General features: G+C 62.8%; 19 protein-coding genes. 15 read left to right on the top strand and 4 right to left on the bottom strand.

All coding sequences use genetic code 11. The features are described from left to right. Positions 1-143: 143 nt before the first annotated feature. The 4 genes from J3P88_RS21260 to J3P88_RS21245 form a co-directional block, all read right to left on the bottom strand. Positions 144-1,814, bottom strand: a complete 1,671-nt coding sequence (locus J3P88_RS21260) for a protein kinase domain-containing protein (protein WP_434571471.1) — start codon at positions 1,812-1,814, stop codon at positions 144-146. A 9-nt stretch (positions 1,815-1,823) separates the two neighbouring features. After that, positions 1,824-3,035, bottom strand: coding sequence for a nitrate/nitrite transporter (locus J3P88_RS21255; RefSeq protein WP_053120618.1), 1,212 nt, complete (start codon positions 3,033-3,035; stop codon positions 1,824-1,826). Between the two features lie 459 nt (positions 3,036-3,494). Continuing rightward, complete coding sequence (locus J3P88_RS21250) at positions 3,495-4,070, bottom strand: ANTAR domain-containing response regulator (protein WP_003199539.1); 576 nt, start codon at positions 4,068-4,070, stop codon at positions 3,495-3,497. 14 nt (positions 4,071-4,084) lie between these two features. Continuing rightward, a complete protein-coding gene (locus tag J3P88_RS21245; RefSeq protein WP_434571470.1) occupies positions 4,085-5,296 on the bottom strand; it encodes a CmpA/NrtA family ABC transporter substrate-binding protein in 1,212 nt (403 codons plus the stop codon). Between the two features lie 180 nt (positions 5,297-5,476). On the opposite strand from J3P88_RS21245, the gene J3P88_RS21240 reads away from it, so the two are divergent. The 15 genes from J3P88_RS21240 to sctE all read left to right on the top strand — a co-directional run bounded on the left by J3P88_RS21240 (position 5,477) and on the right by sctE (position 20,317). After that, positions 5,477-6,214, top strand: a complete 738-nt coding sequence (locus J3P88_RS21240; RefSeq protein ID WP_434571468.1) for a helix-turn-helix domain-containing protein — start codon at positions 5,477-5,479, stop codon at positions 6,212-6,214. A gap of 58 nt (positions 6,215-6,272) precedes the next feature. Next, positions 6,273-7,868: a type III secretion system outer membrane ring subunit SctC gene (gene sctC, locus J3P88_RS21235; protein WP_434571466.1), complete on the top strand. Its 1,596-nt coding sequence runs from the start codon at positions 6,273-6,275 to the stop codon at positions 7,866-7,868. Beyond that, the gene (gene sctW, locus J3P88_RS21230) at positions 7,865-8,971 is read left to right on the top strand and encodes a type III secretion system gatekeeper subunit SctW (protein WP_434571464.1); all 1,107 of its coding nucleotides are present in this window, start codon (positions 7,865-7,867) and stop codon (positions 8,969-8,971) included. The genes sctC and sctW overlap by 4 nt, the downstream gene beginning before the upstream one ends. Before the next feature lie 22 nt (positions 8,972-8,993). Then, a complete protein-coding gene (locus J3P88_RS21225; RefSeq protein WP_434571462.1) occupies positions 8,994-11,045 on the top strand; it encodes an EscV/YscV/HrcV family type III secretion system export apparatus protein in 2,052 nt (683 codons plus the stop codon). Between the two features lie 13 nt (positions 11,046-11,058). Next, the gene (locus tag J3P88_RS21220) at positions 11,059-11,466 is read left to right on the top strand and encodes an Invasion protein B family (RefSeq protein ID WP_434571460.1); all 408 of its coding nucleotides are present in this window, start codon (positions 11,059-11,061) and stop codon (positions 11,464-11,466) included. Continuing rightward, positions 11,463-12,749, top strand: a complete 1,287-nt coding sequence (gene sctN, locus J3P88_RS21215) for a type III secretion system ATPase SctN (RefSeq protein ID WP_434571458.1) — start codon at positions 11,463-11,465, stop codon at positions 12,747-12,749. The genes J3P88_RS21220 and sctN overlap by 4 nt, the downstream gene beginning before the upstream one ends. Then, a complete protein-coding gene (locus J3P88_RS21210) occupies positions 12,733-13,188 on the top strand; it encodes a type III secretion protein (protein ID WP_434571457.1) in 456 nt (151 codons plus the stop codon). The genes sctN and J3P88_RS21210 overlap by 17 nt, the downstream gene beginning before the upstream one ends. Beyond that, entirely contained in the window at positions 13,185-14,075 is an 891-nt protein-coding gene (locus tag J3P88_RS21205; RefSeq protein ID WP_434571455.1) for a SpaN/EivJ family type III secretion system needle length determinant, read from the top strand. Before J3P88_RS21210 ends, J3P88_RS21205 begins: the two co-directional genes overlap by 4 nt. Further along, positions 14,072-14,995: a FliM/FliN family flagellar motor switch protein gene (locus J3P88_RS21200; RefSeq protein ID WP_434571453.1), complete on the top strand. Its 924-nt coding sequence runs from the start codon at positions 14,072-14,074 to the stop codon at positions 14,993-14,995. The genes J3P88_RS21205 and J3P88_RS21200 overlap by 4 nt, the downstream gene beginning before the upstream one ends. Next, the gene (locus tag J3P88_RS21195) at positions 14,988-15,647 is read left to right on the top strand and encodes an EscR/YscR/HrcR family type III secretion system export apparatus protein (RefSeq protein WP_434571451.1); all 660 of its coding nucleotides are present in this window, start codon (positions 14,988-14,990) and stop codon (positions 15,645-15,647) included. The genes J3P88_RS21200 and J3P88_RS21195 overlap by 8 nt, the downstream gene beginning before the upstream one ends. 8 nt (positions 15,648-15,655) lie before the next feature. Continuing rightward, positions 15,656-15,910: an EscS/YscS/HrcS family type III secretion system export apparatus protein gene (locus J3P88_RS21190; RefSeq protein ID WP_014337351.1), complete on the top strand. Its 255-nt coding sequence runs from the start codon at positions 15,656-15,658 to the stop codon at positions 15,908-15,910. A 3-nt stretch (positions 15,911-15,913) separates the two neighbouring features. Beyond that, positions 15,914-16,717 carry a type III secretion system export apparatus subunit SctT gene (gene sctT / locus J3P88_RS21185; RefSeq protein ID WP_434571449.1) on the top strand — a complete coding sequence of 268 codons (804 nt, stop codon included), beginning with the start codon at positions 15,914-15,916 and terminating at the stop codon, positions 16,715-16,717. Beyond that, positions 16,692-17,726: an EscU/YscU/HrcU family type III secretion system export apparatus switch protein gene (locus J3P88_RS21180; RefSeq protein ID WP_434571447.1), complete on the top strand. Its 1,035-nt coding sequence runs from the start codon at positions 16,692-16,694 to the stop codon at positions 17,724-17,726. The genes sctT and J3P88_RS21180 overlap by 26 nt, the downstream gene beginning before the upstream one ends. 336 nt (positions 17,727-18,062) lie before the next feature. Then, positions 18,063-18,545 (top strand): type III secretion system translocator chaperone SicA, encoded by a 483-nt coding sequence (gene sicA, locus J3P88_RS21175; RefSeq protein WP_186705284.1) that lies wholly within the window; start codon positions 18,063-18,065, stop codon positions 18,543-18,545. Positions 18,546-18,547: 2 nt separating this feature from the next. Then, positions 18,548-20,317 carry a type III secretion system translocon subunit SctE gene (gene sctE / locus J3P88_RS21170; RefSeq protein WP_434571446.1) on the top strand — a complete coding sequence of 590 codons (1,770 nt, stop codon included), beginning with the start codon at positions 18,548-18,550 and terminating at the stop codon, positions 20,315-20,317. Positions 20,318-20,328 lie beyond the last annotated feature (11 nt).

Raw genomic sequence — 20,328 nt, 5'->3', positions numbered from 1 at the left:
AGCGTGTTGCCCGGTAATGGAGCGCGCTAGGGCGAGCGAAAAAGTTTTTGTGGCGAGGGAGCTTGCTCCCGCTGGGCTGCGAAGCAGACCCAAAAAAAGGCGGCCGCTGCGCGCTCGAGCGGGAGCAAGCTCCCTCGCCACGGTCATGAGTGGAATACCAAGAACAACAGCACCACATTCACCACCAACGACACCAGCGCCAACGTCCGCCAGACCTTCAGCGGCTCTCTTTCCAGCAATGGCCGGGGCCTTACACTCAAACTGCGGCGCTCGCCCTGCTCCAGCAGCAACAGCCATTCCTCGGCCGTCTCAAAACGCTGACCCGGATCCGCCGCGACCGCGCGTTCCAGGCTTTGTCCAAGCCATTCGGCCAAGTCCGGCCGATAGCGGCTGGCACTGACCGGCACGCCGAAGCGCGGGCGCTGGAAGGCTTCGATCTCGCCGTAGGGATAATGCCCGGTCAACAGGAAATACAAGGTCACGCCGACGGCGTACAAATCCTGTTGCGCCGTGGGCGCGGTGCCGCCGAAGGCTTCCGGGGCAATGTAGCTGGGCGTGCCGGGCAGCACGTTGGCCTGGTCCTCGGACAAGCCCGGGCAATATGCCAGGCCGAAATCCAGCAAGCGCAATTCCCCGTCGTCGCCCAGGTGCAGGTTTTCCGGCTTGATGTCGCGGTGATAGATCTGCCGTCGATGCAAGAGGCCCACAGCCCGCACCAGCCGTTGCGCCAGGTCCTGCCAGTGGGCCAGGGGCAGCGGACCGCCCTGGTTGAACAGCTCGGCCAGGGTCGCGCCCGGATATTCACGCATTACGTAGTACAGATGCTGACGTTGGGGCACCCCATGGACTTCGGGAAACTGCCGCCCGGCGACGCGTTTGAGAAACCATTCCTCCGAGAGCAAGGCCTGACCGGCCCGGCTATCGTCACGTAGCTGCACGGGCAAGGTTTTCAGCAGCCAAGGTTGGCCTTGGCCGTCGCGCACCCGATAAAGCAACGATTGCTGGCTCTGGCCGAGCAGGCTTTCGATCTGCCAGCCTTCGAACACCTGGCCCGGTTTCAGCGTCGGCGGCAAGGGCCATTGCTGGAGCTGGATCAAGGCATCGCCGATGCTGGCTTCGCCGAGGGCATCGACCCGCACCAACAACGCGCTGGCATTGTCCTGGCTACCGGCCAGATGCGCGGCGTTGACCAGCGTCTGCGCAGCGAGGTGCAGGTCGGGTTGGTCGCGAAGGATGCCGGCGATGGCCATGTCCCCCAAGACCGCCCAGACGCCGTCGCTGAGCAACACGAAGGTTTCGTCGGTGCGCAGTTCACCGTCGAGAAAGTCGAGGATCAGGTGTTGGTCCAGCCCCAGGGCCCGCTTCAGCACATGCTGCATGCCCTGCTGTTCCCAGACGTGATCCTCGCTGACCCGTTGCAGGTGATCGGCATGCCAGCGGTAGACCCGGCAATCGCCGACGTGGGCCAAGGTGAAGCGCCGGCCCCGCAGGACCAGGGCGCTCACGGTGGTGAGCAGCGGCTGCCCGCCGCCGTTGGCCTGCAGCCAGCGATTCTGGGCCAGCAACAGCCGGTCCAGCGCCTGGGCCACGCCCCAGGTTTGCGGCGTGGAATAGTAGTCCAGGGCCAGGGCCTGCAAGGTCGAACGGGCGGCCAGCCCACCATCGGCGCATTGGCTCACGCCGTCGGCGATAGCGAACAGGTAACCCTTGCTGGCAGCCAGGGCCGGGGCGGGCGTGACCAGGCGCAGGGCGTCCTGGTTTTCTTCCCGCGGGCCGATGGCGCTGGCCTCGGCAAAACTCAATTGCAGGCTCATGGTTGCAGGTTATACCCGAGCAGCGGTGACGGCTGCCGAACCCCAAGTGGTTCTCCAGCGACGCTTGACGCCATACAGGCCGAACCAGGCCAGGACACCGAGGCTGGCGAACAACCACAGCGCCAGTTGATAGCTGCCGGTGCTTTGCTTGATCGCGCCCATGCCCGCCGCCAGGGCGAAGCCGCCGATGCCGCCGGCCATGCCGATCAGCCCGGTCATCACGCCGATTTCGCGACGGAAGCGTTGTGGCACCAGTTGGAACACCGCGCCGTTGCCCGCACCCAAGCCGAGCATGGTGCAAACGAACAGGGCCAGGGCCGCATAGGAACTCGGCAGGTTGAAGCCCACCGCGGCGATGCAGACGGCCGCTACGGTGTACATGCCGAGCAAAGTGCGGATGCCGCCAAAACGGTCCGCCAGGGCGCCGCCCAAGGGGCGCATCAGACTGCCACCGAAGACGCAGGCAGCGGTGTAGTAGCCGGCGGTGACGGGGCTCAGGCCATATTGGTCGTTGAAGTAGCCGGGCAGGGCGCTGGCCAGGCCGATGAAGCCGCCGAAGGTCACGCTGTAGAAGAACATGAACCACCAGCTGTCGCGGTCGCCCAGGGCCTTGAGGTAGTCGGCCATGGATTTGGCTTTTGGTCGCTCAGGGGCGTTCTTGGCCAGCCAGGCGAAGAGAACCAGCGTCAGCACCAGCGGGATCAGCGCGAAGCCGAACACGTTGGTCCAGCCGAAGGCCACGGCCATGACCGGTGCGATCAACGCGGCGAGCACGGTGCCCGAGTTACCAGCCCCGGCGATGCCCATGGCCTTGCCCTGGTGTTGCGGCGGATACCACTGGGAGGCCAGGGGCAGGGCGACGGCGAACGAAGCGCCGGCCACACCGAGGAACAGGCCCAGCAGCAGGGCTTGTTCGTAGCTGTGGATGCCCAGTTTCCAGGCGCAGAACAGCGCACCGATCACGATCACCTGGCCAACCATGCCGGCGGTCTTGGGTGAAATCCGGTCGGCCAGCAGGCCCATGAACAGGCGCAGCACGGCGCCGGCCAGGATCGGTGTCGCCACCATCAGGCCGCGTTGCTGGGTGGTCAGGTGCAGGTCGGCGGAGATCTGTACCGCCAGTGGCCCGAGCAGGTACCAGACCATGAAACTCAGGTCGAAATAAAGAAAGGCCGCGAACAGTGTCGGGGTGTGGCCGGATTTCCAGAAGCTTGAATTCATCGCGCACCTCAGCTGTAAAAGTCTCGAGAAATGAGTCAGTGCTTAGAGCAGTGCGCCGCCTGTGGTCGCACCACCGGCCCCGAAGGGCCAAAACAAAAAAACGCCGCAACCCGGATCGCCAGAGAGGCAAGGAGGGTGTGCGACGTCTTTGTCGTAGGTGGGGCAACCGCCGTTGGTTACCTGTGGGGTTGCTTAAGCGAGATCTGTGCCAACCTGTGAGGTAAGGGGGGGCCTTCGCGAGCAGGCTCGCTCCCACAGGGATTATGGTTGTTCGCAAATGTCGTGCTCACCCCGCAAACCCTGTGGGAGCGGGCTTGCTCGCGAAGACGGTGGGTCAGTCGATATCAATGTTGGAAGTAAGATCGCTTTCGCGAGCAAGCCCGCTCCCACAGGTGGAGCGCAGTCTCTTGTGGGAGCGAGCCTGCTCGCGATGGGCGCAGGCCAGGCGCTACAAGGCTTTCAGCCGAGCAGCTCATTCATGGCAATGATCTGCTCCGCCACCTGGATCAGTTTCTGCTGGCGGCTCATGGCCTGGCGGCGCATCAGGGTGTAGGCCTGCTCTTCGTTGCATTCCTTCATCTTCATCAGCATGCCCTTGGCCAGTTCGATGCGCTTGCGTTCGGCCAGTTGCTGGTCCCGGGCCAGGAGTTGGGCGCGCAGGGCCTGGTCGCTTTCGAAGCGGGCCATGGCCACGTCGAGGATCGGTTGCAGGCGCGCGGCGTGGATGCCTTCGACGATGTAGGCGCTGACGCCCGACTTGATCGCCTGGCGCATTACATTGGGGTCGTGCTCGTCGGTAAACATGACGATCGGGCGTGGTTGGTCGCGACTGACCAGCACCACTTGCTCCATCACATCGCGTCCGGGTGACTCGGTATCGATCAGGATCACGTCCGGACGCACCGTTTCGACGCGCGCCGGCAGGTCGATGGTCAGGCCGGATTCGTCGATCACTTCGAAGCCGGCTTCGATCAGGGCAGCCTTGAGACGGCCGACTTTTTTCGCGGTGTCGTTGATCAGCAGAATACGCAGCATGGTCGTGGCTCCTGTCAGCGGCTGGCGAGAAGGGGAGCCGCATCGCTCAAGGCGTGCAGTTTGAAGCTGCGGGCGTACCCGGCCGGGTCCGAGCCGTCCCAGGTGGTGCCGTCGATCAGTTGGCTGCTGCGCATGTCCTGGCTCGGGGACGCAATGTCCAGTGCCGCGCAGGCTTCGCGGTACAGCGTGAGTTGCTGGACGTCCCGGGCCACGGCCAGGTAATCCGGGTCTTCGCGCAGCAAGCCCCAGCGACGGAACTGGGTCATGAACCACATGCCGTCGGACAGGTACGGCAGGTTCACCTCGCCGTCGCCATGGAAGCGCATCGCGTGGGGATCCTGCCAGCTGTTGCCCAAGCCGTCGGCATAGATGCCCAGCAGGCGCGGCTCGATGCAGTCCAGCGGGGCGTCGAGGTATTGCGGTGCACTCAACAGTTGCGCGGTGCTGCGACGGTTTTCGCTGCTTTGTTCGATGAAACGGCTGGCTTCGAGAATGGCCATCACCAACGCCCGGGCGGTATTGGGGTATTGCTCGACGAACGCACGGGTGCAGCCCAGGACTTTTTCCGGGTGGTCGGGCCAGATGGTCTGGGTGGTCGCCAGGGTAAAGCCGAGGTTCTGTTTCACCGCGCTGGCGCACCAGGGCTCACCGACGCAAAACCCGTCGATGCGCCCGGCTTGCAGGTGCGCGATCATTTGCGGTGGCGGTACGACCACGCTGTCGACATCCGACAAGGGGTGGATGCCCTGGGCGGCGAGCCAGTAATAGAGCCACATGGCGTGGGTGCCAGTGGGGAAGGTCTGGGCGAAGGTCAGTTTCGGGCGAGTTTGGTGCACGTGCCGTTCCAGTGCTTCAGGACTGGTCACGCCTTGGGCCTGCAAGCCATGGGACAGGTTGATGCTCTGGCCGTTCTGGTTCAGCCCCATCAGCACCGCCATGTCGGTCGGCGCGACCCCGCCAATGCCCAGGTGCACCGCATAGACCAGGCCATACAGGCTGTGGGCGGCGTCGATTTCACCGCTGACCAGCTTGTCCCGCAGGTTGGCCCAGGAGGCCTGGCGCTTGAGATTCAGGGTCAAGCCGTAGGGTTGGGCGAAGCCCTGGGTGGCGGCCACCACCACCGGGGCACAGTCGCTCAAGGCCATGAAGCCGAGGTTGACCGCGCTCTTTTCCGGGGCATCGCTGCCGTTGACCCAGGCCAGGGGGTTGGCTGGAACTTCATTCATCGTGCATCACCTTCCACTTAATCAGTCTGGCACTCATTTGGCCTTTGGCACCGGCGCCGATGAGCAGTAATGGTGCAAGGCATATGCCAGCCGAGCCCTCATCACCTTCCCATCAAGATTCCAGGCGTCGTGTCTTTCATCCTGTCGGTCCTTCCAACGCCACGTAGCAAAGGAGACGGCATGCAGGACACATCCATTCTCGCCACGGCATTGCCTGATCTGGGCGAACGCGTGCTGCACCTGCGCGTGGCCCGGGCCCCGGTTCAACTGAGCGCCGGGAGGTTGGGCCGCAGCCACTGCCTGCCCGTCGGTTGGGAGGGTTTGGTGGTGCAGAGCGATTCGCTGCGCTTCTGTGGCGGTGAGTTGCATGTCACGCCGGTTTGCGAAGCGACGCTGGTCAAGCTGCAGGCGTTCCTGGACATGAGCGATGCCCTGGTGGATGCCGGGCAACGGCTGCACGCGGAGCCATGGGCCCTGTTGCCGGTGGCGGGAGAAACCGTCCGCTCGCCGCAACGGCTCGAACGCTGGTACATCGGCCAAGCGATGAGCGGCACGCCGGCCTATCACGCGGTCGCCCACCTGCTGCGTCATCACGAGAGCTACGGGCTCGTGCGTTTCCTTCTGGAGCAAGGCACCCACAGCGAAAAACTGAACACGCTGGCGCAACGCTACGGCGTATCGGTTTCGCATTTTCGCAGGCTCTGTCGCCAAGCCCTGGGCTCTGCCGCCAAACCGGCCTTGCGTGGCTGGCGCACGGCCCAGGCGCTGTTGAACATGAGTCTTCAGGACGGCTCGTTGACCGATGTCGCGCTGGAGTTCGGCTTTGCTTCGTCGTCACATTTTTCCAAGGAGATCCGCGAACTGGTGGGCTTCGCACCCAGCAGCCTGGCGGATATCACCTACCTTCCAGGCAAGTGAGTCGATGAGCCGCCAAGCGTTATCCCCATCCCTTTTATTCGTCTGCCTTAGCGCTGTGATGCTGCTCGCATCCGGTGCCGCAAGGGCCGATGTCTATACCTTCGAGGCTCGCGAACAGAGCGCGCGGACCTTTTTCAGCGAGCTGTCCGGGTCATTGGGCAAGCCGGTGATCGTCAGCAAGGCCGCGGCGGCCAAGCGCATTGGCGGGACATTCGACCTGCGCACGCCGCAACGGACATTCGAGCGAGTCAGCGCACAGATGGGGTTGATCTGGTACAGCGATGGCCAGGCGATCTACCTGTATGACGCCTCGGAAATCAAGAGCGCGATGATGTCGCTCCAAACCCTCACCGTCGCCAAGCTCCAGGCGTTCCTCGGCCGTTCAGGCTTGCACGATGCGCGTTATCCGCTGCGTCACGACGGACTGCGGACGTTCCATGTGTCGGGCCCGCCGATGTATGTCGACCTGGTGGTGCAAGCGGCCGGGCTGATGGACAACCAGCGTTCGGAGCTGTTGCTGGGCAAGCAGCAGATTGGCGTCATCCATGTGCGCAACACCTTCGTCAGCGACCGAAAATACGAGCTACGCGATGACAAGGTGACCATTCCCGGGCTGGCCACCGTGATCGAGGACCTGTTGCGCGGCGAGAAGCGGCAGGTTGAATCGTCGGTGGCCCAATCCTCCACCCAGCGGCCGCAGGGCTCGATGCCGGTGTTTCCCCTCGAAGGCCTGGCGAACACCTCTTCGGACCAGGACCCGACGGCACCGCGAATCATTGCGCGCGAGGTGGCCGCCGGCAACATTCGTGTGGTCGCTTACCCGGACACCAACAGCCTGTTGGTCAAGGGGCTGCCCGAGCAGGTGCGCTTTATCGAGAACCTGGTCAATGCCCTGGACACGCCGAAACGCCATGTCGAGCTGTCGCTGTGGATCATCGATCTGCACAAGGACGAACTCAATCAGTTGGGTATCAACTGGCAAGGCGCGGTGAAGTCAGGCGGGCAATTTAGCGCCTCGCTCAACGCCGGTTCGGCCACCACCCTCGACGGCGCCTCGTTCGTGACCCAGGTCATGGCGCTGGAGCGCACCCAGCGGGCGAACGTGGTCTCGCGACCGGTGATCCTGACACAGGAAAACGTGCCGGCGATCTTCGACAACAACCGTACCTTCTACGCCCCGCTGGTGGGGGAGCGCAGCGTCGATCTGCAGCACATCACTTACGGCACGCTGGTGAATGTGCTGCCACGTTTCGCCCAGGCCGACGAGATCGAGATGTCGCTCAATATCGAGGACGGCAATGAAGTCGAGAATCCCGGCCGGGGTGAGCAGCAGAGTGCCTTGCCGACGGTCGGGCGTACGCGCATCAGTACCGTGGCACGTGTGCCCCAGGGCAAGAGCCTGCTGGTGGGCGGCTTCACTCGCGATGACCATGGCGAGCAGGTCGGACGCGTGCCGGTGCTGGGGTCGATCCCGTGGATCGGCCGCTTGTTCAGCTATCGCCAGGGCCGCTCGGCCAACACGGTGCGGGTGTTTTTGATTCAGCCCAAGGAGATTCGCGACGCCTTTGAACCCGTGGAGTCGGGCATGCCATTGCTGACTCCCGAGCAGCACGAGCGCGTGCGTCGAATGTATTTCCGGATGTCCGAGCAATGATCCTGCCCCCAGTTTCCATGGGCGGTCGGTCCGCACAGGCCAGGTTGAATGCCGAGAAGGCCGCTGAACATCCACAACCGCAGGTCGACGCCGAGACGGCGCAGGACGACAGCGCAACGGCGGCCGTGGCCCAGCGCATCGTGCAGATCAGCGACGAGCTGTCGGCGGCGCTGACGCAGTTCCGTGGCCGGCGTTTGTTCGAACTCAAGTCCGAGACCCTGACCGACACCTTCGAACGCGTGCTCGAGGACGACACCGTGCCCAAGGCCCGGCAGGTGCTGAGCCTGGCGCGGCTGGCGGACAAACCCGTGGCTTGGTTGCTGCAAATGGCGCGCAGCCTGTTCCCCGATGACAGCGACCTGGCGCTGGTGTTGCGGGCGTTGTTACGCCGCCGCAACCTGGAAACCCGCACCCGCCAGCGCCTCGAAACCCTCTTGCAGACGGTGGTCGCCCAAGGCTCGCCCAATCGCCTGAACGCGGGGATCAACGCCGCGCTCAAGGCCAGGATGTTCGGCAAGAGCATGGTCGTCAGGGCCGGCCTGCTACGCGAGACCTATCGGGATTTCCTCGAGTCCGACGAAGGCCCGCTCGGCTGCTATCAGGACTGGATCGCCCTGTATGGCCCGGCACAGCGCATGAATGTGCTGGCCTTCATCGAAGCCGCGCTGCTCACCGACATCAGCGCCCAGGACCCGAGTTGCTCGCGCATCGAGTTTGGCCAGTTGCTGACCCGGGTGACCGACCTCAAGCGCTTGCGTTCGGCCGATGGGCTGTTCATCGGCGCCGTGCTTGGCGATGCGCTCGTCTATCGGCACAACCCCCATGAAGCCGACTGGCTGGTGTTCCTGTTCGGCGTGCTGAGCTACCCCGATGACCTCGACCAGCTGTTGCTCGGGGTGTTGGGCGAGCAGGTGTTGCTCAGTGCCCATCGCGAACGTTCGACGCTGCTGCAAATCCTGCGGCGGCTCAGCCTGCAACTGCCGCCGCCACTGTTTGCCGATGAAGAGGCGCCACAACGCCTGGCGATCCAATTCACCCGCCTGGCCGACGTCGCCTATGCCCACGAATGCATCGAACAGCGCCAGTCCGGTGGTCAGCCATGATCGTGTCGCGGAGCCAGGCCTAATGTTCAATGTGTTCCTGCGAAGTGTCGGCGCTCGTCCTGAGCTGCTGATCCTCACCTTGATGGTGATGATCATCGCCATGCTGATCATCCCCTTGCCGACGGTGCTGGTGGATTTTCTCATCGGCCTGAACATCGTCATCTCGTTGTTGGTGTTCATGGGTTCGTTCTACATCGAACGCATCCTCAGCTATTCGACGTTTCCGGCGCTGTTGCTGTTGACGACCCTGTTCCGCCTGGCGTTGTCGATCAGCACCAGCCGGCTGATTCTCAGCCAGGCCGATGCCGGCGAGATCATCGCGTCGTTCGGCGACTTCGTGATCGGCGAAAGCCTGGTGGTGGGTTTCGTGATTTTCTCCATCGTCACCATTGTCCAGTTCATCGTGATCACCAAAGGCTCGGAACGGGTCGCCGAAGTGGCGGCGCGCTTTTCCCTGGACGGCATGCCCGGCAAGCAGATGAGCATCGACGGCGACCTCAAGGCCGGCGCCATCGACGCGGCCCAGGCCCGGGAAAAGCGCAGCGTGCTGGAGCGCGAAAGCCAGCTGTACGGTTCGTTCGACGGGGCGATGAAATTCATCAAGGGCGATGCCATCGCCGGCATCATCATTATCTTCGTCAATTTCATCGGCGGCATGGCCATCGGCATGGGGCAATTGGGCATGGACATGTCCACGGCCTTGTCCACCTACACGCTGTTGACCATCGGCGATGGCCTGGTCGCGCAGATCCCCGCGCTGCTGATCGCCATCGGCGCGGGCTTCATCGTCACCCGCGTCAACGGCGATGACAGCAACCTGGGGCGCAACATGCTTGCCCAGATGCTCGGCAACCCGTTCGTCCTGGGCGTCACCGCGTTGCTGGCGATAGGCGTGGGCCTGTTGCCCGGTTTTCCATTGCTGACGTTTCTCTCCATTGCCAGTGTGCTGGGGTTGGTGGTGTTTGTGCGCCATCGCCGCGCCTCGCGCCAGGCCGGCCCGGGCGAAAGCCGCAGCGAACCTGCCGAGCCGGGCGCGGCGCAGGGTGAGTCGGGATTGCTCGATGACGTCGACAACGTTGCCACTGAAACCATCGCCCTGATGCTGCTGGTGCCCCCAGAGCGCCTGCAAGCGTTGGAGAAGGAGCGTTGGGCGGCGCGCTTTCGCAGCCAGTTCTTCGTCGACTACGGGCTGCGCATTCCCGAGCCGCGGTTACGGGCCAGCGAGGCGCTGCCGGTCCATCAAGTGGCGGTGCTGATCAATGAAGTGCGCGCCGAGCAGTTCGATATTCACTTCGATCACTGGCGCCTGCTGGATTATTCGCCGGAGCTGGAACCGTTGGGTTTCGCCCTGGTGCGCGGTAACGACAGCAATCGCCTCGGTGGCGTCTGGGTCACCTCCGCTGACCGCGAGCGGGTGCAGCAGTTGGGCTATCACCTGCGGCCTGCCGACGAAGAGTGCTACCGCTGCCTGGTCACGTTGCTGGCGCGCAACATCCAGGAATTTTTCGGCGTGCAGGAAACCAAGCAGTTGCTCGATGAAATGGAAGCGCGCTACCCCGATCTGCTCAAGGAAGTCTATCGCCACGTCACGGTGCAGAAGATTGCCGAGGTGTTGCAGCGCTTGATCGGCGAGCGCATCTCCGTGCGCAACATGAAGCTGATCCTCGAAACCCTCGCCCATTGGGCCTCCCGGGAAAAGGATGTGCTAGCGCTGGTCGAGCATGTGCGCGGCGCCATGGCCCGCTACATCAGCAACAAGTTTGCCCAGGGCAACGACCTGCGCGTGCTGCTGTTGTCGGCGGAGTTCGAAGACGTGGTGCGCCGGGGCATCCGGCAAACCTCGGGCGGCAGTTTCCTCAACCTGGAACCGGCCGAATCGGAAGAACTGATGGACCGCCTCAGTGTCGGCCTGGACAGCGTGCACATCGCCCACAAGGACATGGTGCTGCTGTGTTCGGTCGATGTGCGGCGCTACATCAAGAAACTGGTCGAGGGCCGTTTCCGGGAGCTGGACGTGATGTCGTTCGGCGAAGTCTCCGAGACGGTATCGGTCAATGTCATCAAGACGCTTTAAGGAAATTCTGCAAATGTTACCGATGGATATCGCCGACCTGTTACGCGAAGCGCTGCGACACAGCGGCTGCGTAGACAGTCAAATAGGGCATTTCGACAGCCACAGCACGATAGAAATGCAGATGAAAAACCTGCCGGACATCAGTGTGGCTGAGGTGGAAGGTGATGTGTGGGTCTGGGCGGCGGTCGCCGAAGCGACGCCCCAGTCAATGAATCATTGTGCTTTTGACCTGATGCAGTTCCTGCTCGAAGGCAACCCGTTTTCCCGTACCGGGCAATTGCACTTGTGCGAGGTCGAGGGGCGGCTGGAGTTGCGTTTTATGGCCAGTGCCTATGCCTTGAACGCTGCCGAGCACTTGGCCCAAGCGCTGGATTCCTTCGTGCAGGCCATTGAAACGCTGCTGGACATCCTGCGTCGATGAACCTGCGCCTGGAACGGCTCGCGGCCCATCCCTTGCGTTTGAGCGGTCCATTGATCGAGGCGGCGCTGCGGGAGGTGGTGGTCGGCGAAATCTGTGAAGTGCGCCGGCATTGGCGCGCGCCCGAGGTTGCCGCTCGGGCGCAGGTCATCGGCTTCAAGCCTGGCGCGGTGTTGCTCAGTTTGCTGGGCGAGGCGAAAGGCTTGTCCCGGGAGTCGATGATTGTGCCCACCGGCGCGACCCTGCAACTGACCTGCAGTGATGCCTTGCTCGGCAGTGTGGTCGATCCCCAGGGCGTTATCGTCGAGCGCCTGGCGCCGTCGACAGCGGTGGCCCAGCGCGACTGCGCGGTGGATGCCGACCCGCCGTCGTACCAGCAGCGGCGGCCGGTGGTGGAGCCGTTGCGCACCGGCATTCGTGTCATCGACGGTTTACTGACCTGCGGTGTCGGCCAGCGCATCGGCATTTTTGCCGCTGCCGGTTCCGGTAAGACCACCTTGATCAACATGCTGATCGAACACACGGACGCGGAGGTTTTTGTCATTGGCCTGATTGGCGAGCGCGGGCGTGAAGTGACTGAATTCATCGAGCATCTGCGCCAGTCGCCCAAGCATTCCCGTTGCGTGGTGGTGTACGCCACGTCGGATTTTTCCTCGGTGGATCGCTGCAACTCGGCGCTGCAGGCCACCACCATCGCCGAGTACTTTCGCGACCAGGGCCGGCGCGTGGTGTTGTTGCTGGACTCGTTGACGCGCTACGCCCGCGCTCGCCGCGACTTGGCCTTGGCGGCCGGTGAAGCACCGGCGCGGCGGGGTTATCCGGCCTCGGTGTTCGATGCCTTGCCGCGTTTGCTCGAACGTCCGGGCGTGACCGCGTCGGGCAGCATCACTGCCTGGTACACGGTGCTGCTGGAAAGTGACGACGAGCCGGACCCGATTGCCGAGGAGATTCGCTCCATCCTCGATGGCCACATCTACCTCAGCCGGGCCTTGGCCGCCAAGGGGCACTACCCGGCCATCGATGTCTTGCGCAGCGTCAGCCGGGTGGCGACGCAAGTCACCTCGCCAGAGGTTCGGCAACTGGCGGCCGCGACCCGGGACACCCTGGCGCGGATTGAGCAACTTCAGGTGTTTCTCGACATGGGCGAATACAGCCCAGGCGTGGACGCCACCAATGATCACGCGCTGCAACGTCGCGAGGCCCTCGGCCAATGGTTGCGCCAGTCGACGGAGCAACGTAGCGAACCGGATGAAACCCAGCGGAGCCTGCATGAAATCATTGCTTGATCGACGACGCTTGCTGGCCTTCAGTCAGTTCCGTCGGCAACGCGGCGAACAGGCGGTGTTGCGTGTCCAGCGGCAATTGCAGCCATTGTTGCAGGAGCAGTCCGGCTTCGAGGAACAAGAGGCGGCGCTGCAACGGTTGTTGATCAGTCATCGGGCGAACGACTGCGTGATGGATCACGGCCAGTTGTTGGCGCTGTTGCGAACCCAGGCGGTCATTCGTCGTCGCATCGATCTGTTGCGTGTCGAGCGTGACCGCGTGGACCAGCAATGTCGGCAGGTCGAGCAGCAATTGCAGGTGCAGCGCGAGCAATTGCGTGGTCTGCAACGTAAACACGACACGTATGAGCGCTCCGTCCAGCAACTGTTGCGTGTGCAGCGGTTAGAGGCGGTGCGCCGGGAAGAGCGGGAGCTGGAAGAGATGATTGGGGTACGACGATGAATCAGGTCCTTGCAGTTTCCATCCGACCGATCCAGGCACTGGAGCCCGTCGACGAAGGTTCGTTGGATCAATGGCTGGACCCACTTGTCCCGGTGCAAGAGGATGAACTGCCGCAAGGCGTATTGGACCTGATGGCGTCGCTGATCCTGCCGCCTCAGCGACCCATGATCGAAGCCGCCCGGGCGCTGGCCCGGCAGGCGCTGAGTGTCGGTCAGCAAGTGCAGGCGGTGGAGGGCGATGAGGCACGGTCGGTTGTCCAGGATACGCTGGCGGTCGAGCCCGATGGAAAACCCTTGATCGCCCGGGAAACCGTGGCTTATCCACCGCTTCACCCGCAGCTCGAAAAACTGGCGCAACACCCATTGTCGCAACGCCTGCAGCCTTTGGCTTCTGCCGTCGCCAAGGCCACGACGCCGGTGCCGATCGCGCCGTTAACGGTCGAGCCTATCACTGCGCCTCGTGCCCGCCCGGCATCCCGTCTCGATGAACAGCAGTCGCCTCAAATTCCGCAGGGCTTCCAGGACGTGCGCCCGACGCCAGCTGTTGTGCCTGCTGCCATCCCTTTACCGGTGCTTTCGCCCGCGCCGCCGATGCTTGAGGTCATGGTCGAGGCGCTGCCGGACACGAACCGGGGGCTGCTGCAAGTACCGTTCAACAAAGGGGCGGCCAATGGGCAGGTAACGATTACTCGGCTGCCTGATGAGCCCGCTCGGAACTTCACGCTCAACCCCAGCAACGCCCAAGTATTGGAGCAACTCAAGGCGCCTTTCGAGCTGGCTCGTGAGCCGGCCTGGCGGTTGGCCGACAGTGGCGACGAGCAGCCGCGCCAGGGTTCGCAGCAAACGCCGGACGAAGACCCGGACGAACAGGCTGAGCGTCCGGTATGAGCGCCTTGCAGCTACGACGGATCGAGCCATTGGCGCACGCCCAGGCGCAGGCGATTCAACGCTGGCGGCGCGCCGGTCATGAGGCGGGTTTGGGCCAGGTGCCAGGGGAGTGCAGTTATTTGCGTTTTTGCGCCCAGGTCGACGGCGGCGACTGGCAAGGGCTGATCGCGGCCCATGATTGGTTGAATCGAGCGCTGCCATCGTTGCAGTCGTTGCTGAAAGTGGAAACACCGTTGATGAACATCCTCGAATTGTTTCGCGCAGTGCCGCGTCCTTTGTCGCTGGAAATAGACGAGCTTCAATACCAGGCGCTGGGCGACATCACGTGCGTCGCCCCGGGGCGATTGCCCATCCGCGAGCTGCCCTGGCTCGAAACCCCTCGGGGGCGCGTGTGGTTCCTGCAACTGGCGCCGATACCCGCTGCCAGCGAGCGCGTGGGCGTCGGCGCATGGCTGGACGCATTGCCGTTGCGCCTGGAGCTGATCCTCGGTGTCACTCACCTGAGACTTCCCAACGACAGGCGCCTGGGTGAGGGCGATGTCCTGCGCATCGTCCAGCGCACTCAGCGGTGCTGTCTGGCCGACCATTACCTTGGCAATTTCACCTTTACCCAAGAGGGCTTAGCGATGCAATCGACCGTGACCGATGCCAACCCGGATAACCCGCCAGACGCCGACGCGGCCATCGACCTGGGCGCGCTGCCGGTGCGCCTGGAATTCCTGCTCGCCAGCCATCAAACCGACCTGGCAACGCTGTCGCGCATCATCGACGGACAACTGATCCCGTTGGCCGAGGACGCGGCGCGGCATATCGAGGTGCGCGCCAACGGCAAGCCGGTGGCCCGGGGGGAACTGGTGCAGTTGGACGGCCAGTTGGGTGTCGAATTGCTCAAGGTCTATCGGACCAGTGTCGATGAATGACGTTTCGCTGATCGTGCTACTGGCGTTCGCTTCGCTGCTGCCCTTCCTGGTGGCGGCGGGCACCTGCTACCTCAAGTTCTCCATCGTTTTTGTCATCGTGCGTAACGCGTTGGGCCTGCAGCAGGTGCCGTCGAACATGGCACTGAATGCGATTGCCCTGATGCTGGCGATTTTTGTCATGACGCCGGTCATGAAGCAGGGCCATGACTACTACAAGACCGAGGCGGTGACCTTTACCGACATCGCGTCGGTGGTGGACTTTGCCGAGAACGGCCTGGGCAGCTACAAGGATTACCTGCGCAAGTACACCGACCCGGAGCTGGCGCAGTTTTTCGAGCGGGCCCAGGCAATCCAGGATGAAGTCGACGCGGGCCTGCCTGCCGATGAAGAGGTTGAGCCCTCGCTGTTTTCGCTGCTGCCGGCCTATGCGCTGAGTGAAATCAAAAGCGCCTTCAAGATCGGTTTCTACCTGTACCTGCCCTTCGTGATCGTCGACCTGGTGATCTCCAGCATCCTGCTGGCGCTGGGCATGATGATGATGAGCCCGGTGATCATTTCCGTGCCGATCAAACTGGTGTTGTTTGTTGCACTGGACGGCTGGGCGCTGCTGTCGACCGGGCTGGTCAAGCAATACCTGACCTTGCTGGCCTAGGTGCATCGATGAACGATCTGGTCTATGCCGGCAACAAAACCCTGTACCTGATCCTGCTGATGGTGGCCTGGCCAATCATCGTCGCCACGGTGGTCGGCCTGGTGGTCGGGTTGATCCAGACCGTGACCCAGTTGCAGGAACAGACGCTGCCGTTCGGCTTCAAGCTGTTGGCGGTGGCGGCGTGCCTGTTCCTGCTTTCGGGCTGGTACGGCGAAACCTTGCTGGATTTCAGTCGTGAAGTCATTCGCCTGGCGTTGAGCTAGCCGATGTCGGTGGCGCTGTTTTTTGAACTGTACGCCTGGTTCGCCGCGGCGGTGTTGGGCGTGGCGCGCCTGGCGCCGATTTTTTTCATGTTGCCGTTTCTCAACAGCGGCGTGCTCACCGGTGCCGGGCGTCAGGCGGTGATTGTCCTGGTGGCGCTGGGCTTCTGGCGCTATGTCGGCGTGCCCACGCCCGCCCTCGACAGCCTGGCGTTCCTCGGCCTGTTGCTGCGCGAGGCGGGTATCGGCGTGCTGCTGGGTGTATTGCTGTGTTGGCCGTTCTGGGTGTTGCACGCCATGGGCAACCTGATCGACAACCAGCGCGGGGCCATGCTCAGCAGCACAGTGGATCCGGCCAACGGTGTCGACACCTCGGAGCTGGCGAATTTTCTCCAGTTGTTTGCCGCGGCGGTGTATCTCGAAGGTGGCGGCCTGTTGTTGATGCTCGAAACCGTCGGCCACAGTTATCGCCTTTGCGCGCCAGCGAGCAGTTGTGAGCTGCACCTGCCTGCACTCTATTCATTACTGGATGCGTTGGTGAGCAAGACGTTGGTCATCAGTGCGCCGGTGGTAGCGACCTTGCTGGTCAGTGAGGCGTTGCTCGGCTTGCTCTCGCGGTATGCGCCGCAGATGAATGCGTTCTCGGTGTCGCTGACGGTCAAGAGCCTGGTGGCATTGGTGGTGCTGATGCTGTACTTCGGCGTGCATCTGCCGGATGAGGTCCTGCGCATGGGCGGGACGTCGGGCGGGCTGGAGCGGTACCTGGGCAGCGCGGAGGGCGAGCATGTCATCAAGCGCCTCGAAGACTGAAAAACCCACCGCCAAGCGCCTCAGGGATGCGGCGCGCAAAGGGCAGACGTTCAAGGCCAAGGACCTGGTCATCACCTGCCTGACCTTGTGCGGCATCACCTACATGGTCTTCAACAGCTCGTTGGTCGAGATCATGGAGGTCTATCGGCGCATCATCGCCAACGATTTCGATACCGAGCTGCAAGCCTACTCGGCGATGCTGGTGCTGGTCGGCCTCAAGGCGCTGCTGCCGTTGTTGCTGGTGTGCGTGCTGACCAGTGCCTTGCCGGCCTTGCTGCAAAGCGGGTTTGCCTTGGCCAGTGAAGCCTTGAAGCTGAACCTGGGGGCGTTGAACCCGATCAACGGGTTCAAAAAACTGTTCAGCCTGCGCACCGTCAAGGACACCGTCAAGGCGCTGTTGTACCTGGGCAGTTTCGCCATGGCGCTGTGGATCGTCTGGATCACCCAGCGCCAATTGCTGTTCGCCCAACTGTTCGCCCAGGCGCCGGATCTGTTCGCGATCTGGGGGCGTTTGTTGCTGGTGTTGGTGCTGGCATTCCTCGCCTGCGTCCTGCTGATCGTCGTGCTCGATGCCCTCAGCGAATACTGGTTGTTCATGAAAGACCAGATGATGGACAAGGATTCGGTCAAGCGCGAACACAAGGAGCAGGACGGCAACCCGCAGATCAAGGGCCGCCGTCGCGACTTGCACATGGAACTGTTGTCGGAGCAGGTCAAGTCCGATGTGCGCGGCTCGCGGATGATCATCGCTAACCCGACCCACATTGCCATCGGCGTGTATTTCCGCCCGGAGATCACCTTGCTGCCGTTTATCTCCCTGATGGAAACCAACCAGCGCGCCCTGGCGGTTCGGGCGTACGCCAAGGAGGTCGGGGTGCCGGTGGTTAACGACGTTGCCTTGGCTCGACGGATCTTCAAGACCCACCAGCGCTACAGCTTTCTCCAGGTGCAGGAAATCGAGGAGGTGCTGCGGTTGCTGATCTGGCTTGAGCAGGTCGAGCAGGCTTGAGGCCGAACGAGGCCAGACACGGACTTTGTGGCCAGGGAGGAGGGCTGTGCGACTCCGCTCGATTGAAGGGCCCATCACTTGTGCCTGACACCTGACCCTGTGGCGAGGGAGCTTGCTCCCGCTGGGGCGCGCAGCGGCCCCAAAGGCTGGCGACGCGGTGTTTCAGGTGGATTGAGTGGCGTTTTGGAGGGGCTGCTGCGCAGCCCAGCGGGAGCAAGCTCCCTCGCCACAAAAGCAGCCTCGTCATGGCATGAGCGCAATTTGGCAGCGTGCTTGCCGGCGTTTTGGCCCAATGCACCGGTCAGCGACGCTGACGTTTTTTCAGGAGTGTGGCTGATGAGTCGCGATAATAAACAAGACGAGCAGGTGGCCCTGGACGTCGTCGATGCAGTGCTCGGTGGGGCGGCGTTGAAAGACGTGCAAGGCCTCAGTGACGAGCACATGGACGGTCTCTATGCCTTCGCCTTCCAGTTCTACGAACAGGGGCGGCTGGACGATGCCGAGAAGTTCTTCCACTTCCTGTGCATCTACGACTTCTACAACAGCCATTACTGGATGGGACTGGCTGCGGTGCATCAGCTCAAGCAAAACCACCAGAAAGCAATTGACCTGTATGCCATCGCGTTCGCCCAAGGCAAAAACGACTACCGACCGATGTTGTACACCGGCCAATGTCACTTGGCCCTGGGCAAGGTCGGCAAGGCCCGGTTGTGTTTCGAGTATGTGCTTGAGCAAGCCACGCAAGACGATCTGCGCGAGCAAGCCAAGGTGTATCTCGACACCTTGGCCCACATGGAACAGCACTGTTCGGAGGACTGAACATGAGTGAAATAAGGACTACTTTCAACCCGGCGCTTCACGGCGCGATGAGCCGCAGCGAGGCCTTTGAAAAATACGGCGTGGCGGCCAGCAAGGCCGCCAGGACCGCGGATTTTCAGGAGGCCGGCCAGAAAGCGCTGGCGGACCTGATGTCAGTGAAATACGAAGGCCACGAGGGCCCGTCCGCCGCCAGTACCGGTCGGCCCGCATTGCACCCGCCAGCGCCGCGCGCCGATGGCAATAAACAGGAAACCAGCGGCGATCTGTTCACGTTATTGATGGCGATGATCAGCGAGCTGATCGGCGAGGTCGACGTCAAGAAACTGAAAAATCGCCTGGCGATGCTGCAGAGCATGGCTGGCGCCAAGCAACAGGCTCATGAAAATCTCTCGGCTGAATACACCGCTGCCGTCCAGGCGATGGAGGCCGCCGAGGGCAATGTCGGCAGCAGCCAGGAACACCTCGAACAACTGCGCGATCGGGTCTTGCACTTCCAGGGACTGTTGGATGAAAGCGAGGCGCGACTGGCGCAACTGGACCCTCAATCGCCTGAATATGCACAGGAACTGGCCCGTCGCGACCAGCTCAAAGGCGAAGTGGCGAACCATACCCAAGCCTTCAATGTGGCGACCGATGCGCATCTGAAGCTGGTCGAAGTTGCCAATGCCTGTGCCAAGGCCGTGGGCACGGTATTCGCGAAAGTGGTGGCGTTCAGCGTCAACAGCTCGACTCCCGAGCCAACCGATGAAAAGGCCCTCAGCAGCAGCGCGCTGGCGCTATTGAACCGCTTGAAAATCATCGAACTGCTCGGCGAGTCGGCGCAGAACAAGGAGGAGCTCAGCCAGGAACTGTTCCAAGAGTTGCAAGCCAGGCTCCAGGCACACATGGAGCGCGAATCGGAAAAATACCTGGAAGAAGTCCGCAAGGCCGAGGCGTTGCAAAAAACCATGGGCTGCATCGGCAAGATCGTCGGGGCGATCCTGACGGTCGCGACAATCGCCGCCGGGGTCCTGACCGCCAACCCGGTGCTCATCGCCGTGGGCGTGGTCGGCGCGGCGGTGATGATTGCCGACTCGGTGATCCAGGACAAGACTGGCGTGTCGTTCATGGCCGAGGCGATGAAGCCGCTGACGACCGTCATGCAGGAAGCCATCAAGCTGTTCACCGAAATCTACACCAAGTTGCTGATCGGTCTGGGCGTGGACGAGGACCAGGCCAAGAAAATCGCGCAAATCGCCGGCATGATCCAGGGCATCGTTTCGACGCTGGCGGCTGTCGCGTTGGTGGCGGTGGTCGGGGTGCAGGTGATCGGGCCAATGGTCAGCGCCGTCGCCTCGAAACTGGCGTCGGTGGTCGCCCAGGCCACGCCCGCCGCGATGCAAGCGATGAAGCAAGTGGCAACCTCGGTCGGCAACACGCTAACCCAACTGCTTTCTCAATTGCGCGGTTTCATCACCAACGGCGCCGATCCCGTCACGCTGGCGCGTTACGCCGCGAACCTGGAAATCGCCCAGGCCGTCACCGAGTTCGGCAATGTCGCGGTGCAGGGCGTGCTGCAAATCAAGAGCGGCCAGCACCAGGCCCAGGCGGCCGTGCACCTGGCCGATGTGCGGGTACGCATGGCGATCAGCGAGGAAATCAGCGCCTACCTGACCCAGGTGGTCGAGAACTACGGGCAGGCGATGCAGGAACGCACCCGCCAGATCGAGCATTTGTTTGCCGATATGCAACGCAGCCATTCCGTCAGCTTGCAGATGGTTCGGCATGTTTGAAATCACGGACA

It is taken from the genome of Pseudomonas sp. Z3-6 (assembly GCF_051131985.1).
Classification (GTDB): domain Bacteria; phylum Pseudomonadota; class Gammaproteobacteria; order Pseudomonadales; family Pseudomonadaceae; genus Aquipseudomonas; species Aquipseudomonas zanjanensis.
This window is presented reverse-complemented; position numbering and strand designations above follow the sequence as displayed.

What these genes read in the sequence shown, in the direction of transcription:
- J3P88_RS21260 (WP_434571471.1), bottom strand. Translation starts at nt 1,814, where the DNA reads ATGAGCCTGCAATTGAGTTTTGCCGAGGCCAGCGCCATCGGCCCGCGG.
- J3P88_RS21255 (WP_053120618.1), bottom strand. Translation starts at nt 3,035, where the DNA reads ATGAATTCAAGCTTCTGGAAATCCGGCCACACCCCGACACTGTTCGCG.
- J3P88_RS21250 (WP_003199539.1), bottom strand. Translation starts at nt 4,070, where the DNA reads ATGCTGCGTATTCTGCTGATCAACGACACCGCGAAAAAAGTCGGCCGT.
- J3P88_RS21245 (WP_434571470.1), bottom strand. Translation starts at nt 5,296, where the DNA reads ATGAATGAAGTTCCAGCCAACCCCCTGGCCTGGGTCAACGGCAGCGAT.
- J3P88_RS21240 (WP_434571468.1), top strand. Translation starts at nt 5,477, where the DNA reads ATGCAGGACACATCCATTCTCGCCACGGCATTGCCTGATCTGGGCGAA.
- sctC (WP_434571466.1), top strand. Translation starts at nt 6,273, where the DNA reads ATGCTGCTCGCATCCGGTGCCGCAAGGGCCGATGTCTATACCTTCGAG.
- sctW (WP_434571464.1), top strand. Translation starts at nt 7,865, where the DNA reads ATGATCCTGCCCCCAGTTTCCATGGGCGGTCGGTCCGCACAGGCCAGG.
- J3P88_RS21225 (WP_434571462.1), top strand. Translation starts at nt 8,994, where the DNA reads ATGTTCAATGTGTTCCTGCGAAGTGTCGGCGCTCGTCCTGAGCTGCTG.
- J3P88_RS21220 (WP_434571460.1), top strand. Translation starts at nt 11,059, where the DNA reads ATGTTACCGATGGATATCGCCGACCTGTTACGCGAAGCGCTGCGACAC.
- sctN (WP_434571458.1), top strand. Translation starts at nt 11,463, where the DNA reads ATGAACCTGCGCCTGGAACGGCTCGCGGCCCATCCCTTGCGTTTGAGC.
- J3P88_RS21210 (WP_434571457.1), top strand. Translation starts at nt 12,733, where the DNA reads ATGAAATCATTGCTTGATCGACGACGCTTGCTGGCCTTCAGTCAGTTC.
- J3P88_RS21205 (WP_434571455.1), top strand. Translation starts at nt 13,185, where the DNA reads ATGAATCAGGTCCTTGCAGTTTCCATCCGACCGATCCAGGCACTGGAG.
- J3P88_RS21200 (WP_434571453.1), top strand. Translation starts at nt 14,072, where the DNA reads ATGAGCGCCTTGCAGCTACGACGGATCGAGCCATTGGCGCACGCCCAG.
- J3P88_RS21195 (WP_434571451.1), top strand. Translation starts at nt 14,988, where the DNA reads ATGAATGACGTTTCGCTGATCGTGCTACTGGCGTTCGCTTCGCTGCTG.
- J3P88_RS21190 (WP_014337351.1), top strand. Translation starts at nt 15,656, where the DNA reads ATGAACGATCTGGTCTATGCCGGCAACAAAACCCTGTACCTGATCCTG.
- sctT (WP_434571449.1), top strand. Translation starts at nt 15,914, where the DNA reads ATGTCGGTGGCGCTGTTTTTTGAACTGTACGCCTGGTTCGCCGCGGCG.
- J3P88_RS21180 (WP_434571447.1), top strand. Translation starts at nt 16,692, where the DNA reads ATGTCATCAAGCGCCTCGAAGACTGAAAAACCCACCGCCAAGCGCCTC.
- sicA (WP_186705284.1), top strand. Translation starts at nt 18,063, where the DNA reads ATGAGTCGCGATAATAAACAAGACGAGCAGGTGGCCCTGGACGTCGTC.
- sctE (WP_434571446.1), top strand. Translation starts at nt 18,548, where the DNA reads ATGAGTGAAATAAGGACTACTTTCAACCCGGCGCTTCACGGCGCGATG.